This window comes from Streptomyces bobili (genome assembly GCF_002154575.1).
GTDB lineage: Bacteria > Actinomycetota > Actinomycetes > Streptomycetales > Streptomycetaceae > Streptomyces > Streptomyces bobili.
The window spans coordinates 1-16,775 of sequence record NZ_MUBA01000264.1 but is presented as its reverse complement, the minus strand read 5'-3'; the positions used below and the strand labels follow the sequence as shown (position 1 = coordinate 16,775).

The following is a 16,775-nucleotide window of genomic DNA, read 5'->3' as shown; positions in this document are numbered from 1 at the left end:
AATCGTGGAGAACCTGATTGCGCTGCTGATCGCGGCGCCCCTGCTCGGAGCGGCCGTCCTGCTGGTCGGCGGACGGCGGCTCGATGCCGTCGGCCACTGGCTCGGCACCTTGCTCGCGGCCACCTCCTTCGTGATCGGCCTGGTCCTCTTCGCCGACCTGCTCGGCAAGGACGCGGAAGACCGGACGCTCACGCAACACCTGTTCAGCTGGATCCCGGTCGAGGGCTTCCAGGCGGACGTGGCCTTCCAGCTCGACCAGCTGTCGATGACGTTCGTCCTGCTGATCACGGGCGTCGGCTCGCTGATCCACCTGTACTCGATCGGGTACATGGAGCACGACGAGCGCCGCCGCCGCTTCTTCGGCTACCTGAACCTGTTCCTCGCGGCGATGCTCCTCCTGGTACTCGCCGACAACTACCTGCTGCTGTACGTCGGCTGGGAGGGCGTCGGTCTCGCCTCCTACCTGCTGATCGGCTTCTGGCAGCACAAGCCCAGCGCCGCCACCGCCGCGAAGAAAGCCTTCCTGGTCAACCGCGTCGGCGACATGGGCCTGTCGATCGCCATCATGCTGATGTTCACCACCTTCGGCACCTTCGCCTTCGGTCCTTTGCTCGGCACGCACGAGGAGCCGGGACTCGCCGGAGGCGCCTCCGAGGCCACGCTCAACGGCATCGCCCTGATGCTGCTGCTCGCGGCCTGCGGCAAGTCCGCCCAGGTCCCGCTGCAGTCCTGGCTCGGGGACGCCATGGAGGGCCCGACCCCGGTCTCGGCCCTCATCCACGCGGCCACGATGGTGACCGCGGGCGTCTACCTCATCGTCCGCTCCGCGGCGATCTTCAACCTGGCGCCCGACGCACAGCTCGTCGTCACCATCGTCGGCGCCGTGACGCTCCTGTTCGGTGCGATCGTCGGTTGCGCGAAGGACGACATCAAGAAGGCCCTGGCCGGCTCGACCATGTCGCAGATCGGCTACATGGTGCTGGCGGCCGGCCTCGGCCCCATCGGGTACGTCTTCGCGATCATGCACCTGGTGACGCACGGCTTCTTCAAGGCCGGCCTGTTCCTCGGCGCAGGTTCGGTCATGCACGGCATGAACGACGAGGTCGACATGCGCAAGTACGGCGGCCTGCGCAAGTACATGCCGGTCACCTTCATCACCTTCGGCCTCGGCTACCTCGCCATCATCGGCTTCCCCGGTCTGTCCGGCTTCTTCTCCAAGGACAAGATCATCGAGGCGGCCTTCGCCAAGGGCGGCACCGAGGGCTGGATCCTCGGCGGCTGCGCGCTGCTGGGCGCGGCCATCACGGCGTACTACATGACGCGCGTGATGCTGATGACGTTCTTCGGCGAGGAGCGCTGGAAGAACCAGCCCACTCGCTCCCCGCAGGCACCGAGTGCCGAGCCCGCCGCCGCGTACGGCGGCGACGCCGCAGCCGGTCACGGCGCCGCCGCGACGGCGGAACCGCACCCGCACGAGTCGCCGAAGTCCATGACGATCCCGATGATCGTGCTGGCCTTCGGATCGGTCTTCGCGGGCGGGTTCTTCAGCATCGGAGACCGCTTCCTGCACTGGCTGGAGCCCGTCACGGGACACAGCCACGGCGACTCCCCGGTCAGCGCCCTCACCGTCACCCTCGCCACCATGGTGGTCCTGGTGATCGGTGTCGCGGTCGCCTACGCGCAGTACGGCCGCCGCCCGGTCCCGGTCGTCGCCCCGCGCGGGTCCCTGCTCACCAGGGCCGCCCGGCGCGACCTTCTCCAGGACGACTTCAACCACGTCGTCCTGGTCCGCGGCGGCGAGCACCTCACGCGGTCCCTGGTGTACGTCGACCACACCCTGGTCGACGGCGTCGTCAACGGCACGGCGGCCTCGGTCGGCGGACTCTCCGGGCGCATGCGCAAGCTCCAGAACGGCTACGCGCGGTCCTACGCGGTCTCGATGTTCGGAGGTGTGGCGATCCTCATCGCCGCGACCCTGCTGATGAGGGCGGTCTGATACCGATGTCCTTTCCTCTGCTGACAGCGACGGCGGCGCTCCCCGCGATCGGGGCGATCGCCACGGCCGCCGTCCCGGCCGCGCGGCGCAACGCCGCCAAAGCGCTGGCGCTGTTCTTCTCCCTCGCCACGCTCGTCCTCGCGATCGTGATCCTGGTCCGTTTCGACCCGGACGGCGACCGCTACCAGCTCACCGAGTCCCGCTCCTGGATCGCCGAGTTCGGCGTCCGGTACGAACTCGGCGTGGACGGCATCGCGGTGGCGCTCATCGCGCTCACGGCGCTGCTGATCCCGTTCATCATCCTCGCGGGCTGGCACGATGCCGACCCGCTGGAGACGGGCAACAAGAGGTGGCGGCCGACGCAGGGCTTCTTCGCCCTGATCCTCGCCGTCGAGGCGATGGTGATCATCTCCTTCGAGGCCACCGACGTCTTCCTGTTCTACATCTTCTTCGAAGCCATGCTGATCCCGATGTACTTCCTCATCGGCGGCTTCGGGGACCGGGCCCACGAACACGGCGAGGAGACGGCGGCCACCCAACGGTCGTACGCGGCCGTGAAGTTCCTGCTCTACAACCTCGCCGGCGGACTGATCATGCTGGCCGCGGTGATCGGGCTGTACGTCGTCGCCGGGAACTTCTCGCTGACGGAGATCGCCGAGGCCCGCGCCAACGGCTCGCTCGACATGGCGACGAACACCGAACGCTGGCTGTTCCTGGGCTTCTTCTTCGCCTTCGCCGTGAAGGCGCCCCTGTGGCCACTCCACACCTGGCTACCCAACGCCATGGGGGAGTCCACCACCCCCGTCGCCGTCCTCATCACGGCCGTCGTCGACAAGGTCGGCACCTTCGCGATGCTCCGCTTCTGCCTCCAGCTCTTCCCGGAGGCCAGCAAGTGGGCGACGCCCGCGATCCTCGTCCTCGCCGTGATCAGCATCATCTACGGCGCGCTGCTCGCCGTCGGCCAGCGCGACATCAAGCGGCTGGTGGCCTACGCGTCGATCTCGCACTTCGGCTTCATCATCATGGGCATCTTCGCGATGACCAGCCAGGGCCAGTCCGGCGCGACGCTCTACATGGTCAACCACGGCATCTCGACAGCCGCCCTGATGCTGGTCGCCGGCTTCCTGATCTCGCGGCGCGGTTCGCGGCTCATCGCCGACTACGGCGGTGTGCAGAAGGTGGCACCCGTGCTCGCCGGCACCTTCCTGATCGGCGGTCTCGCGACGCTGTCGCTGCCGGGGCTGGCGCCGTTCGTGAGCGAGTTCCTGGTCCTGGCCGGGACCTTCTCCCGCTATCCGGTGATCGGCATCATCGCCACGTTCGGCATCGTCCTCGCAGCTCTCTACACCCTCGTCCTCTACCAGAGGACGATGACCGGTCCCGTGAAACCCGAGGTCGCCGCGATGCCGGACCTCCGCGCGCGTGAGCTGCTGGTCGTCGCCCCGTTGATCGTCGTGCTGATCTTCCTGGGCGTCTATCCGAAGCCGGTCACGGACATCGTCGACCCGGCGGTCAAGCAGACGCTGTCCGACGTACACAAGAAGGACCCCCAGCCCGAGGTGGAGGCGGCCAAGTGAGTACAGCAGTCGTCCACAGCCTGTGGACAACCGCGGCCGACCCGATCTCGAAGATCGGCGCGCCGAAGATCGAATACGCGCAGCTGGCGCCCACCCTGATCGTCGTGGGCGCGGCCGTCGTCGGGATCCTGGTCGAGGCGTTCGTGCCGCGCAGATCCCGCTACTACGCCCAACTCTTCCTCTCCGTCGTCGCGTTGGTCGCCGCCTTCGCCGCGGTGGTGGCGCTGGCGGCGGACGGGTACGGCACCACCAAGGCGCACATCGCGGCGATGGGCGCGATCGCGGTCGACGGACCGGCCCTGTTCCTCCAGGGCACGATCCTGCTGTCCGCGCTGGTCGGCCTGTTCACCTTCGCCGAACGGCGGCTCGACCCGGAGGCGCACGGCAGCCGCGTCGACTCCTTCGCCGCCCAGGCAGCCTCCGTGCCGGGCAGCGACAGCGAGAAGGCCGCGGTCAAGGCGGGTTTCACCACCACCGAGGTCTTCCCGCTGCTGCTGTTCGCCGTCGCGGGCATGCTGGTCTTCCCGGCGGCCAACGACCTGCTGACCCTCTTCATCGCCCTGGAAGTCTTCTCGCTGCCGCTGTACCTGCTGTGCGCGCTGGCCCGCCGCAAGCGGCTCCTCTCGCAGGAGGCCGCGGTCAAGTACTTCCTGCTCGGCTCCTTCGCCTCGGCGTTCACCCTGTTCGGCATCGCCCTGCTCTACGGGTACGCCGGCTCGGTGTCGTACGCGACGATCGCGCAGGTCGTCGACGGCACGGTCACCAACGTCAGCCCGGCCCTCGCGGACACCATGGGCAACGACGTGCTGCTGCTCATCGGCGCGGCGATGATCGTCATGGGGCTGCTGTTCAAGGTGGGCGCCGTGCCGTTCCACATGTGGACGCCGGACGTCTACCAGGGTGCGCCGACCCCCGTCACCGGCTTCATGGCCGCCGCCACCAAGGTGGCCGCCTTCGGCGCCCTGCTGCGGATCCTGTACGTCGTGCTGCCGGGCCTGCGCTGGGACTGGCGGCCGGTCATGTGGGGCGTCGCGGTCGTCACCATGCTGGGCGGCGCGATCGTCGCGATCACGCAGACCGACATCAAGCGGCTGCTGGCGTACTCGTCGATCGCGCACGCGGGATTCATCCTCGCGGGTGTCATCGCGACCACGCCGGACGGTGTCTCGTCCGTCCTCTTCTACCTGGCGGCGTACTCGTTCGTGACGATCGGCGCGTTCGCGGTGGTGACGCTGGTGCGGGACGCCGGCGGGGAGGCGACGCACCTGTCCAAGTGGGCCGGGCTGGGCCGCCGGTCGCCGCTGGTGGCGGCCGTGTTCGCGGTGTTCCTGCTGGCCTTCGCCGGCATCCCGCTGACCTCCGGGTTCGCCGGGAAGTTCGCCGTGTTCAAGGCGGCGGCTGAGGGCGGTGCGGCGCCGCTGGTCGTGGTCGGTGTGATCTCGTCGGCGATCGCCGCCTTCTTCTACATCCGCGTCATCGTCCTGATGTTCTTCAGCGAGCCGCGGCCCGAGGGCCCCACCGTCGCCGTCCCGTCGCCCCTGACGATGACGACGATCGGCGTGGGCGTCGCGGTCACCCTGGTGCTCGGCGTGGCACCGCAGTACTTCCTGGACCTGGCGAGCCAGGCGGGGGTATTCGTGCGCTGACCTGCGCCGACGCGCGCGCTGGCCTGCTGTGACCTGCGCGGATTGTGCGACGGGCCCCGGTTCCCCGCAGAGGGGGACCGGGGCCCGTCGGCTGCGTCCGGTGGGGCCGGCGCGAGCGGTGTTCGGCGTGTCTGGCGGGTGGCTCCGGTCGGCGGGTGCGGGGGCGTTCATCGTTCGGTCACTTGTACGAACGTGCTGTTCTTGTGGCTGACCGATCACCCCGAGCCTGTGGATAACTCCGGCGGTGTCAGTCCGGACCCCTATCGTGGACGCAGTGGTCGAGGGACGACGTACGGGGGACGGGACGATGCGAGGGACGGGCGGGATCAGGGAGATGCCAGCAACCACCGAGATGCCGGGCACGGACAGCGAGGCGCTGGCCACGCTCCACCGGGTCTTCGGGTACGAGGCCTTCCGAGGTGAGCAGGGCGAGGTCATCGAGCATGTCGTGGCCGGCGGGGACGCGGTCGTCCTCATGCCGACCGGCGGCGGCAAGTCGCTCTGCTACCAGATCCCCTCCCTCGTCAGACCAGGCACAGGCGTCGTCGTCTCGCCGCTGATCGCGCTGATGCAGGACCAGGTGGACGCGCTGCGGGCGCTGGGCGTGCGCGCCGGGTTCATGAACTCCACGCAGGACTTCGACGAGCGGCGCACGGTCGAGGCCGAGTTCCTCGCCGGCGAGCTGGACCTGCTCTACCTGGCGCCGGAGCGGCTGCGCCTGGACAGCACACTGAACCTGCTGTCGCGCGGCAAGATCGCCGTCTTCGCCATCGACGAGGCCCACTGCGTCTCCCAGTGGGGGCACGACTTCCGCCCCGACTATCTCGCTCTCTCCCTGCTGGGCGAGCGCTGGCCCGACGTCCCGCGCATCGCGCTCACGGCCACGGCCACCCACGCGACGCACCAGGAGATCACGCAGCGGCTGCGTATGCCGACGGCCCGGCACTTCGTGGCGAGCTTCGACCGGCCCAACATCCAGTACCGGATCGTGCCGAAGGCCGACCCCAAGAAGCAGCTGCTGAGCTTCCTGCGCGAAGAGCACGCGGGTGACGCGGGCATCGTCTACTGCCTCTCGCGCAACTCCGTGGACAAGACCGCCGAGTTCCTCTCGCGCAACGGCATCGAGGCAGTGCCCTACCACGCGGGCCTGGACTCGGGCACCCGCGCGGCACACCAGTCACGTTTCCTGCGCGAGGAGGGCCTGGTCGTGGTCGCGACCATTGCCTTCGGCATGGGCATCGACAAGCCGGACGTGCGGTTCGTCGCCCACCTCGACCTGCCCAAGTCGATCGAGGGCTACTACCAGGAGACGGGCCGTGCAGGCCGTGACGGACTGCCCTCCACGGCCTGGATGGCCTACGGCCTGAACGACGTCATACAGCAGCGCAAGATGATCCAGTCGAGCGAGGGCGACGAGGCGTTCCGCCGCCGGGCCGCCTCCCACCTCGAGTCGATGCTGGCGCTGTGCGAGACGGTCCGGTGCCGCCGCGGGCAGCTCCTGGCCTACTTCGGCCAGGAACCGGACCCGAAGGGCTGCGGCAACTGCGACACCTGTCTCGCGACCCCGGAGACCTGGGACGGCACGGTCGCGGCGCAGAAGGTGCTGTCGACGGTGGTGCGGCTGCAGCGGGAGCGCGGCCAGAAGTTCGGCGCGGTGCAGATCGTCGACATCCTCATGGGCAAGCGCTCGGCCAAGGTGATCCAGTTCGACCACGACCAGCTGTCGGTCTTCGGCATCGGCGACGACCTGTCCGAGGGCGAATGGCGCGGAGTCGTCCGCCAGTTGCTCGCACAGGGGCTGCTCGCGGTCGAGGGGGACTACGGCACGCTGGTGCTGACGGACTCCAGCGGAGAGGTGCTGCGGCGCGAGCGGGAGGTGCCGCTGCGCAAGGAGCCGAAGAAGCCGGTGACGGCGAAGACGTCGGGCTCCTCCTCCGGCAAGGGCAGGGCGAAGGCCGCCGCGGTCGAACTGCCCGAGGCGCTGCTCCCCGCCTTCGAGGCCCTGCGGGCCTGGCGCGCCGAACAGGCACGGGAGCAGGGCGTTCCGGCGTACGTCATCTTCCACGACGCCACGCTGCGGGAGATCGCAACGGAGTGGCCCACGTCCGTGCGGCAACTGGGCGGTATCAGCGGAGTCGGCGAGAAGAAGCTGGCGACGTACGGGGAGGGCGTGATCGGCGTCCTGGCGTCGCTGGGCGAGGCCCCGGACACGGCCGCTCCCGCACCCGCTCCCGCTTCCGGGGCGGAGGCGGGGACGGGGCCGGGGACGGTCACCGGGTCCGTGCCTGCCGCGAAGGGCGCGCCCTCCGTGGACACCGGGTCCGACGACTACTGGCCCGAGATGGACGCGGAGCCGGAACCGGAGGACTGGATGTAGGGGGACCGATGGTCGGCGCCGCGCCCAGCTCCCGGTCGGCGCTCAGGTCGGTGGGGTCAGGTCGGTGCGGTCAGGCCAGTGCGGTCAGGCCCGGGGCGAAGGTGATCAGCAGCGGGAGCAGGGGGACCAGCGCGGCCACGGTCGTCGTCAGGGCCCGGTGCCGGCGCAGGAGCCGTGGGGGCGGCTGGAGGAGGCGGTCCACGCGTTCGCCCAGGAGGCGGTGGGAGGACGCGCAGGACAGGACGCCTCGGTGCTGGTTCAGCTCGATCAGCGCCAGGGCCGTCGTGAGGTGACCGCAGTGGCGGGACGCCGTGTCGTCGGCGGAGAGTTCGACCAGTCGGTGCGTCTGGTCGCAGAAGTGGGTGAACAGGGGGATGCGCGGGAAGCCGGTCGCCAGGGCCGTCGACAGATGCATCAGCCAGTCGTGGTGGGCGCGGGCGTGCCCCCGTTCATGGGTGAGGACCGCGTCCATCTGACGGGAGGTGAGGCGGTGCAGGGCACCGGTGGTCACGATCAGCTGGGGCGGGTTGCCGGGCATCCACCAGGCATCCGGGTACTCGTCCTCGAGCACGAGCAGCGGACCCCGGGCGGAGGGCAGTCCCGCCGGCAGGTCGGGGGCGCGTTCGCGCAGGTGGGCGCGGGTCCGGCCGCGGCGCCTGCGGGTCTCGACCAGTTCGCGGGCGAGCATGGCGGTGGTCCAGGCGGCTCCGCAGGCCAGCAGCAGCGTGAGGGCCGTCGCCCACAGCGGGGCGGTGGACAGGTCGTAGGCCTCCGTCACGGCCGGTGGGGCGGGGGCGAAGACCTGGCTGCGGACGGTGTGGAAGACGGCGGCGGCTCCCAGGACCAGCGCGGTCAGACAGCACAGCAGCACCGTGGCGACCAGGCACTGCCACACCCACAGGGCGACCACCGGCTCCCGCTCGGGCCACTCGGCCCGGGTCAGGGCACGCGGGACCGGCACGGCGGCGGTCAGAGCGACCACGCTCAGCAGGAGCAGGCAGAGGGTCATTGCCACGGGCTCCGGATCCTGGTCGGAAAGGACGGGGGGAGAACGGGTCGGAGCGACGGCCGGGGGCCGTGCTCCGGGAAGGTGCGTGCGGCGGGCCCGGTACGGGACCGTTCCCGCCGCCAGTATGACGGCGCGGGCCGCCGTAGTCAGCCCGCGAGAACCCGCCCGCTCACCTCGCCCAGACCGACGCGCAGTCCGCCCGGACCCGGCGCCCAGGCGGACAGGGTCACCACGTCCCCGTCCTCCAGGTAGGTCCGCTTGCCGTCGGGGAGTTCCAGGGGGTCGCGGCCGTTCCAGCTCAGCTCCAGGAGGGAGCCGCGCTGGTTGTCGGACGGGCCGCTCACGGTGCCCGAGCCGTAGAGGTCGCCGGTGCGCAGGGAGGCGCCGTTGACCGTCAGGTGGGCCAGTTGCTGGGCGGCCGTCCAGTACATGGTGGAGAAGGGGGGTTCGGAGACGACGTGGCCGTTGATGGCGACAGAGATGCGCAGGTCGTAGCCGGCGGGCTCGGTGGTGGAGTCGTCGAGGTAGGGCAGCAGGGGATGGGTGCGCTCGGGGGGTGAGAGCCGCGCGTCCTCCAGCGCCTCCAGCGGGGTGATCCACGCCGACACCGATGTGGCGAAGGACTTGCCGAGGAAGGGGCCGAGGGGGACGTACTCCCAGGCCTGGATGTCGCGGGCCGACCAGTCGTTGAGGAGGCACAGGCCGAAGACGTGCTCGCGGAAGCCGGTCAGCGGGACCGGGTGTCCCTGCCGGGACGGCGTGCCCACCACGAAACCGACCTCGGCCTCGATGTCCAGCCGCTGGGACGGGCCGAAGACGGGGGCCGGATCGGTGGGCGCCTTGCGCTGGCCCGAGGGGCGGACCACGTCCGTGCCGGAGACCACGACCGTGCCGGCGCGACCGTGGTAGCCGATCGGCAGGTGCTTCCAGTTCGGCAGGAGGGTGTCCGCGGCGTCCGGACGGAAGATGGCGCCCGCGTTCCGGGCGTGGTGCTCGGAGGCGTAGAAGTCGACGTAGTCGGCCACCTCGAAGGGGAGGTGCAGGGTCACCGAGGAAAGGGGGTGCAGGAAGGGGAGCAGCGTCTCCCGGAGGGAGGGGTCCGTGATCCAGTCGGTGAGGGCGCGGCGCACCTCGGACCAGGTCGTACTGCCCGCCGCCAGGAGCGGGTTGAGGGTCGGGCGGCCGAGCAGGTCGGCGTGCGGGGAGCCGAGGGCACGGGCTGCCGCGGCGGCGTCCAGCACATGGTCGCCGAGCCGGACACCGACGGTCCGCTGCCCGGCGGCGGAGTTGTGGCTGGTCTCGGACCCGGTCTCGGACTCCGCGTGAGGGTCGGCGTCGGGGCTGGGGAGCGAGAAGACGCCGTACGGGAGGTTGTGCGGGCCGAAGGGGTCGCCCTCGGGGAGGTCGAACGGGGACAAGGGGGGCATGGGGTGCTGCCTCACTTTCGTGCTCTCCATCTGTTCGCCAGGTCTGCACATGTGTTCGCCACGGCCGAGGCGCCGACCGTGCGCAGGTGCTCCGCGGATGCTCTGCGGGTGCTCTACGGGTGTGCCGAGCCGCGGCACACGTTACGGCTGACCTCGCGGGAGGGACACCGGAGCGACACGGGAGTGACACGGGAGGTGAGGGATGGGGTGGCACGGGCGGAGCGCTCCGCGTTCGTCCGTGTACGGGAAGTTGTCCACAGGCCGGTCCGCAATCTTGACGGAGTGGTGCGAAAGGGGCGACTCTGGGCGGGTGCTGGAAGACCTCGGGGAGGGGGCCTTCCGCTAGCACTTTTTTTGGGGGGCGGATGGCCACAGGGGAGGCCGGCCTCGGGTCGACGCGGCATGCTTCACGGCCGAAACGGCTGGAAGAGACCATGCGCGGCCGACTCGGCCGGGAATGCGTGTACGTGCCGTCGTGCCGGTTCGGGCTGTTCGTGGCCCTTCGCCACTGGTGCCCGCCGGGCGGACGGGTGTTGATGTCGCCGGTGAACGACGACGTGATCTTCTTCGTCGTTCTCGCCGCCGGACTCAGACCCGTGCAGGCGCCGTTGAACCCGCTGGACGCGTCGATCGACGTCGACGCGGTGCCGGACGAGCTGTGGGGCTCGCTGTCCGCGGTACTCACCACGAACCTGTACGGCAATCCGGACGACGCGCCGCGGCTGCGGGCGAAGTGTGACGCGCTGCGGATTCCCCTGCTCGAGGACGGGGCGCACGCCATCGGCAGCGAGGTGGGCGGCCGGCCGGTCGGGTCCTGGGGCGATGCCTCCGTCTTCAGTCTGTCCAAGCACGTCGGGGCCAAGGCCGGCGGTTTCCTGTCCTGTGCCGACCCAGGTCTGCGCGAGGCACTGGAGAAGACCTGCGAGAACCTGCTGCTGCCCGGACGGCTCACGGCCGAACTGGCCTACACCGTCCGGCCGTACGCGGAGGCTGCCGTCCGTGGGCTGCGGCTGCGGCGGGCCGCGTGGGCCACGATGCGGATGCTGGGGCTGATGGAACGCGAGGAGATCCGGATGCCGTTGCGGGCCGAGGATCTGGGCCGGGCGGTCGGGGCGGCGCCGGACCTCACCGCGAGCGACTCCTGGGTCCGGGTCGACCTGCACGACTACCGGTTGCGTTCCGGCGGCCTGCGCCTGAGCCGGATCGGCCGCAAGCTCGATCATCTCGACGAGGTGCTGGCCGGCTGCCGAGCGGGCACGGAGCAGTTGCTGTCCACGCGGTGGGCACGGCCGGGGCCGGGCCGTGCGCGTGAGGTGCGTGAGGTGAGTGGTGCCGGGGTGGGTGGTGCAGGGGTGGGCGGTGCTGGTGGTTCCGGTGCGCGGCCCGCCGCCCAGCCTCTCTTCCGCGTCCCCCTCTTCGTCGCCGACCGGGATGCCTCGATCGCGGCTCTCGCGCGGCGCGGGATCGTCGTCGGGTACCTCTACGACCCGCCGCTCGACGACTACGCGGGCGCCGGCTTCACCGACCTCTCGCCGGATCCGGACGGGGCCCGCTGGTTCGCCCGGCACGCGCTGCCGGTCGATCCGTTGCGGGCGCGGCAGGTCATCGACGTACTGGAGGAGTCCGGCGCGCGGCCGGCCGAGGCGCCGGGAGGGCTGGAGCCGACCCGTGGCTGACACACAGGCCGGAACACACGCCGGGACGCCCCCCGGAACACACGCCGGGACGCATGCCGCGACCGTGGCCGGAACGCGGGCCCCGGCCGAAACCTGGGCACCCGTCGGAACGAGCACCGGAACAGAAGCCGGAACAGGAGCCGCGACCGAAGCCGGGACCGGAACAGGGGGCGGGCGGGACTCCGACTCGCTGTTCCGGAACGCCTACTTCCTGATGCTCAGCACCGGTGTCTCCGCCGTGCTCGGCCTCGGCTTCTGGCTCGTGGCCGCCCGCTACTACACCGAGGAGGCCGTGGGGCAGGGCTCCGCCGCGATCGCCGCGATGCGCCTGCTGGCCAGCATCACGGCGACGACGATGATCGGCGCGGTCGTCCGCTTCGTCCCGCGCGCGGGACGGGCGACCGGCTCCTTGGTATGGCGGGCGTACGCGGCGAGTTCGGTCGTCGTCACCATCGCCGCCGTGGTCTTCCTCCTCACGCTCGACCTGTGGGGGGCGTCGTACGCGCCGCTCGGCACGACGGCCGCGGGGGCGGCGTTCGTCGTCGCGTGCGTGGCCTGGGCGCTGCTCACCCTCCAGGACGGCGTGCTGACCGGGCTGCGCAGATCGGGCTGGGTCCCGGTCGGCAACGCGGTGTTCTCGATCGGCAAGCTGATCCTGCTGATCATCTTCGCCACCGCACTGCCGGCGCTCGGGATCTTCGTGTCCTGGGCCGCCGCGATCGCCTTCTCGACCCTGCCACTGGGCTGGCTCATCTTCCGCAGGCTCATCCCGCGCCAGGCCGCGGCCGACCGAGGCCTGGAACCGCCCAAGGTCCGTGAGATGGGCCGGTTCCTGGCCGGGGACTCGCTCGGCGCGCTGTTCAGCCTGGCGATGATCAACCTGCTGCCGGTGATGGTCGCCGTCCGCTTCAGCGCGGCGGAGAACGGCTACTTCTACGTCGCGTACACCGTCGGCGGCACGATGGAGTTCATGGCCATCAACATGGCCTCCTCCCTCACCGCGCACGCCTCGCACGACCCGCGTCAGCTCGCCGACGGCGTCCGTGGGGCGCTGCGCCGCATGACGCTGCTGCTGGTGCCGGTGGTCCTGGTGCTGGTGGTGTTCGCGCCGCAGATCCTGCTGCCGTTCAACGAGGACTACGCCGAACACGGCACCACCGTCCTGCGGTTGCTGGCCGCCGGGGCGCTGCCGCGGGTCGTGGTGGAGATGTACATCGGGGTGCTGCGGGTGCAGGGACGCACCGGTGTGCTCGCCGCGCTCCAGGGCGCCATGTGCACGCTGGTGCTGGGCAGCGCGGCCGTGCTCCTCACCCCGGCGGGCATCGCGGGCGCGGGCTGGGCGGTGCTGCTGAGCATGTCGCTGATCGCCGTCGTGTCGGTCTTCGGGCTGAAGGCGGCGCTCCGTGAGACGGGCCGGACGCCCGCCACCGAGCCGGCCGACGCCCGGCCCGCAGACCGGGCCACCCCGGTCGGCGGCACCGCCGACGGCACGCCGCCGGAGGACGCCCGCTGGGCCCGGCTGAACCCCACCGCCGGGTACGGCACGAGCTGGGCGCGCCGGGCGGCGTACGAGCGGGGGGCCTCCGACGAGGACACCGTCGAGCTGTTCATCGGGCGCCCCGGCTACGAACGCGAGGCACTCCAGGCGGACACGCTCGCGGTGATCGTCCGCCCGCACAAGGGCACACCCGCGGCGAGCCCGCCCAAGGGCACACCCGCGGCCGGGCAGCACAAGGACATGAACACACCGCCGGTGGAGCGCGGTGAGGCCGGGAGCGGACCGGCACCCGGCCACGAGGAGGACGGCCTCTCTTCCGAGCGCGGCCAGCGCCGGCTGCGTGCCGGACTGTGGAGCCTCCTCGCCCTCGCCACGGTGTCCTACGTCGTGTCGCTGCGGAACCTCCCCTGGCTCGGCGGACGGCTCTCGGGCGGTCTCGCCGAGCCGTTGAGCGGGCGCGGGATGCTGGGCCTGCTGCCCGGTCCGGCGCTGTTCGCCGGAGGAGCACTGCTCCTGCTGTTCGTGGCGGCCGTGACGCTGGGGGTGCGGCGCGACGCGTGGCTGCCGGGTACGGCGCTGGGGGCCGTCGCCCTCGCGCTGTACGCCGTACCTGTCGCCCTCGGACGGGAACCACGGGCACTGGGTGGGGCGTTCTATGCCCAAACGGCGGATTTCTTCGCGCAGACCCTGGGCCTCCCCGGACCCGACCCGCTGCTGCGCTGGGTGCCGCCCGTCTGTCAGCTGCTGAGTCTCGTGCTGCTGTGGCTGCTGCTCGACCGCGTCGACCGGCGCCTTGTCGACCGGCGCTTCGTCGACCGGCGCTTCGTCGATCAGCGCTGCGTCGACCGGCGCTTCGGCGACCGTCCGGGCGGGCGGCTGCCGTGGGCGGCGCGTTGGGGGGTCGTCTATCTCGTCGCCGTGGGGGGCTGGGCGGGGAGAGAGGCGCTCGCGCCCGCCGCGCTGCCGCTGCTCGGCCTGCTGTTCCTGCTCGTCCTGCTCCTGTCCCTCCACCGTGCCGAGCCGCCGCCGGAACCCGCACCGGATCCGCACCTGTCACGGGTGGGCGACAGCGGCGCCGTAAGCAGTGCCGTCAGCGGACCACCCGCCACCGCCCGTACCAGCGAACCGTCCAGCGACTGAACCAGCTCAGAACCGAACCGCCAGGGGGGAACCGTCGTGCGTCCGCCAGCCACTCCACGCGAGAGATCCGATCCGGAGCCCGTGAGCGTTCCGGCCGCACAGGAACAGGCCGCACCGGAACCGGCAGGCCAGGTAGGCCAGGTGAGCCCGGCAGGCCAGGTCGGAGTCGAGCCCGTGAGCGACCTCTCCGACCTGCCGCCCGGACGCCCCTGGTGGCACGCCGCCTCCCACCCCGCGCCCGCGCTGCTCGTCGCGCTCGCCCTGTGGGGCTGGGCGATGACCCACACCGACGTCTCCGACCTCGACGACTTCGGCCTCGTCACCGCCCTGCACCCCACCTTCTGGGCGGGACTGGCCCTGCTCACCGTCGGCTTCTGGGCCACCCTGCGCGGCCCGCGCCGCCATCCCGCCTGGGCGCCGGCGTACGTCGTGGGTCTGCTGGTGATGGAGCGCGCCACGCAGGCGGTGCTCTACCCGACGCCCCTCTACGCCTGGGCGTGGAAGCACGACGCGGTCGTCGACCACCTGCTGACGGCGGGCCGGCTGGAGAACGCGGACGCGATCGGCGACATGGCCGTCTACGACCAGTGGCCCGGCTTCTTCGCCGCCCAGGCCGCGCTGGTGCGGCTGCTGGGCGTGGACTCGGCCGCACAGTTCATGGCGTGGTGGCCGCTGGTCTGCGGCCTGATGCTGCTGCTCCCGCTGCTGCTGCTGTACCGCACCTTCACCGAGGACCGGCGGCTGATCTGGACCGGCGTCTGGATCTTCTGCGTCGCCAACTGGGTCGGCCAGGACTACTTCTCCCCCCAGTCCGTGGCCTTCGCCCTGCACCTCGGCGTGCTGGCCGTCGTCCTGCGCCGCTACGGCCGGCCCGGCCAGTCGGCAGTGCGGCAGCGGCAGGCCGTGTGGACGGTGCTGCTCACGGTGCTGGTGGTGGCCGTGGTCATCTCGCACCAGCTCACGCCGGGCATGCTGATCGTGTCGCTGGCCGCCCTCTTCCTCACCCGCCGCTACCGCGACAAGGTCCCGCTGGTCACGACCGTGGTCATCTTCCTGGCCTGGTGCCTCACGGCCGCCCTGCCCTTCCTCTCCGCGGCGCTGCCCGACATGATCCGCTCGATCGGTGACATCGGCGGCAACGTCTCCACCGGCTACGGCGCCACCCCGACCGGCACCGGCGCGGTGACGACGTCCTGGGTCGCCCGGCTGCTGTCGGCGTCGGTGCTGCTGCTCGCGGTGGTGGGCGTGCTGCGCCAGCCGGTGCTGCGCCACCGCGCCATGCCGCTGCTGCTGATCGCGGCGGCCCCCCTGCCGATGCTCGGGGCGAGCAGCTACGGCAGCGAGATGATCTTCCGGGTGCTGATGTTCATGCTGCCCGGCGCCGCCTTCTTCGCCGCGGCGGCCCTGCTGCCGCAGGTGCGCACCCTGACGGCGATGGAGAGGACCAGCCGGACCGAGCCCCGCCTCTATGGGTGGCTCCCGCTGCTCGCGCTCCTCGCCGGCACCCTCGCCTTCGTGCCGAGCTACTCCGGCAAGGACCGCATCAGCTACTTCCCGCCGGCCGAGGTGGACCTGGTGCGGCAGGTCGTCGACCAGGCACCGGACGCCTCCCTGGTGGTGGCGGCCGACCGCAACTATCCGCTGGCGTTCGCCGACTACTGGAGAGTGGACCACTACTGGTTCCTCGACGACGACCGCGAGCACGTCGACGCCATCGTGCACGATCCGGCGGCCACCCTCGCCCGGGACATGTCCGCCGTGGAGTCGCCGGGCCGCGCCTATCTGCTGTTCAGCCGCGGCCAGTTCGCCGACTCGGAGATGAACGGGCTGCTCACGAAGGGTCAGTTGGACCGCATCCGGCAGTCCGTCGACGCCTCCCCCCTCTTCGAACGGGTGGCGGGGAACGACGCCGGGGTGGCCTACGTTCTGAAGGAGACGGGCCGATGACACCGCAGGAACTGGTCGTGCGGGCGCTGCCCCCGTTCGGCGGCTGGCTGGCGCTGTCCGCGCTCGCGCTGCCCGACGGCTCCGTGCTGCGGGGCGCGGCCATGGTCGCCTTCCTGGCGGCGGGGCCGGGCGCCGCCATGCTGAGAATCTGCGGTCCCGCGCTGGCGATGGTTCCCGCCGCGGGGCCCGTGGAGCGCCGGGACCCGGCCTTCGAGCGCCACTCCGACCAGCTCGAACGGCTGATGTTGACCGTCTTCGTGAGCGTGGCCCTCGTCCTGCTCGCCGGGACGGTGTTCATCGCCACGCACGCCTTCAGCGCGCAGCGCGTCCTGCTGACGCTCACGCTGCTCACCACGGCCGCCGCGTTCTGCCCGCGGCTGCGCGCCTCCCCGCCGAGGACTGCGAAGGGTACTGCTACGTGAGCCTGCTCCACCCCGGCGACGAGGGCCGCGCCCGGCGCACCACCCCCCGCCCCCCCCCCC

10 protein-coding genes are annotated in these 16,775 nt (G+C 71.3%); 8 read left to right on the top strand and 2 right to left on the bottom strand.

The window, feature by feature from the left end; translation table 11 throughout:
- Positions 1–4 precede the first annotated feature (4 nt).
- The 4 genes from nuoL to recQ all read left to right on the top strand — a co-directional run bounded on the left by nuoL (position 5) and on the right by recQ (position 7,596).
- A complete protein-coding gene (gene nuoL / locus BZL64_RS21630; protein ID WP_086770854.1) occupies positions 5–1,996 on the top strand; it encodes an NADH-quinone oxidoreductase subunit L in 1,992 nt (663 codons plus the stop codon).
- A gap of 5 nt (positions 1,997–2,001) precedes the next feature.
- Positions 2,002–3,573: an NADH-quinone oxidoreductase subunit M gene (locus BZL64_RS21625; RefSeq protein ID WP_086770853.1), complete on the top strand. Its 1,572-nt coding sequence runs from the start codon at positions 2,002–2,004 to the stop codon at positions 3,571–3,573.
- A complete protein-coding gene (gene nuoN / locus BZL64_RS21620; RefSeq protein WP_086770852.1) occupies positions 3,570–5,219 on the top strand; it encodes an NADH-quinone oxidoreductase subunit NuoN in 1,650 nt (549 codons plus the stop codon). The genes BZL64_RS21625 and nuoN overlap by 4 nt, the downstream gene beginning before the upstream one ends.
- A gap of 307 nt (positions 5,220–5,526) precedes the next feature.
- Positions 5,527–7,596 carry a DNA helicase RecQ gene (recQ, locus tag BZL64_RS21615; protein ID WP_086770851.1) on the top strand — a complete coding sequence of 690 codons (2,070 nt, stop codon included), beginning with the start codon at positions 5,527–5,529 and terminating at the stop codon, positions 7,594–7,596.
- Positions 7,597–7,666: 70 nt separating this feature from the next.
- On the opposite strand, the gene BZL64_RS21610 is transcribed toward recQ, so the two are convergent.
- Together BZL64_RS21610 and fahA are read right to left on the bottom strand one after the other, a co-directional pair.
- Positions 7,667–8,605, bottom strand: a complete 939-nt coding sequence (locus BZL64_RS21610; protein ID WP_086770850.1) for a M56 family metallopeptidase — start codon at positions 8,603–8,605, stop codon at positions 7,667–7,669.
- A 146-nt stretch (positions 8,606–8,751) separates the two neighbouring features.
- A complete protein-coding gene (gene fahA, locus BZL64_RS21605; protein WP_086770871.1) occupies positions 8,752–10,023 on the bottom strand; it encodes a fumarylacetoacetase in 1,272 nt (423 codons plus the stop codon).
- A gap of 443 nt (positions 10,024–10,466) precedes the next feature.
- Here fahA and BZL64_RS21600 point away from each other — a divergent pair, with 443 nt between their 5' ends.
- The 4 genes from BZL64_RS21600 to BZL64_RS21585 all read left to right on the top strand — a co-directional run bounded on the left by BZL64_RS21600 (position 10,467) and on the right by BZL64_RS21585 (position 16,715).
- Entirely contained in the window at positions 10,467–11,708 is a 1,242-nt protein-coding gene (locus BZL64_RS21600) for a DegT/DnrJ/EryC1/StrS family aminotransferase (protein ID WP_244205431.1), read from the top strand.
- Between the two features lie 64 nt (positions 11,709–11,772).
- Positions 11,773–14,346, top strand: coding sequence for a lipopolysaccharide biosynthesis protein (locus tag BZL64_RS41250; protein WP_107430333.1), 2,574 nt, complete (start codon positions 11,773–11,775; stop codon positions 14,344–14,346).
- A gap of 174 nt (positions 14,347–14,520) precedes the next feature.
- Positions 14,521–16,293: a glycosyltransferase gene (locus BZL64_RS21590; RefSeq protein ID WP_086770870.1), complete on the top strand. Its 1,773-nt coding sequence runs from the start codon at positions 14,521–14,523 to the stop codon at positions 16,291–16,293.
- Positions 16,290–16,715: a hypothetical protein gene (locus tag BZL64_RS21585; protein WP_086770848.1), complete on the top strand. Its 426-nt coding sequence runs from the start codon at positions 16,290–16,292 to the stop codon at positions 16,713–16,715. Before BZL64_RS21590 ends, BZL64_RS21585 begins: the two co-directional genes overlap by 4 nt.
- The last annotated feature ends 60 nt before the right edge of the window (positions 16,716–16,775 follow it).

Bases quoted from the DNA above. Each gene is read 5' to 3' on its own strand.
- BZL64_RS21625 (WP_086770853.1), top strand. From the start codon at position 2,002: ATGTCCTTTCCTCTGCTGACAGCGACGGCGGCGCTCCCCGCGATCGGG.
- recQ (WP_086770851.1), top strand. From the start codon at position 5,527: ATGCGAGGGACGGGCGGGATCAGGGAGATGCCAGCAACCACCGAGATG.
- BZL64_RS21610 (WP_086770850.1), bottom strand. From the start codon at position 8,605: ATGACCCTCTGCCTGCTCCTGCTGAGCGTGGTCGCTCTGACCGCCGCC.
- BZL64_RS21600 (WP_244205431.1), top strand. From the start codon at position 10,467: ATGCGCGGCCGACTCGGCCGGGAATGCGTGTACGTGCCGTCGTGCCGG.
- BZL64_RS21585 (WP_086770848.1), top strand. From the start codon at position 16,290: ATGACACCGCAGGAACTGGTCGTGCGGGCGCTGCCCCCGTTCGGCGGC.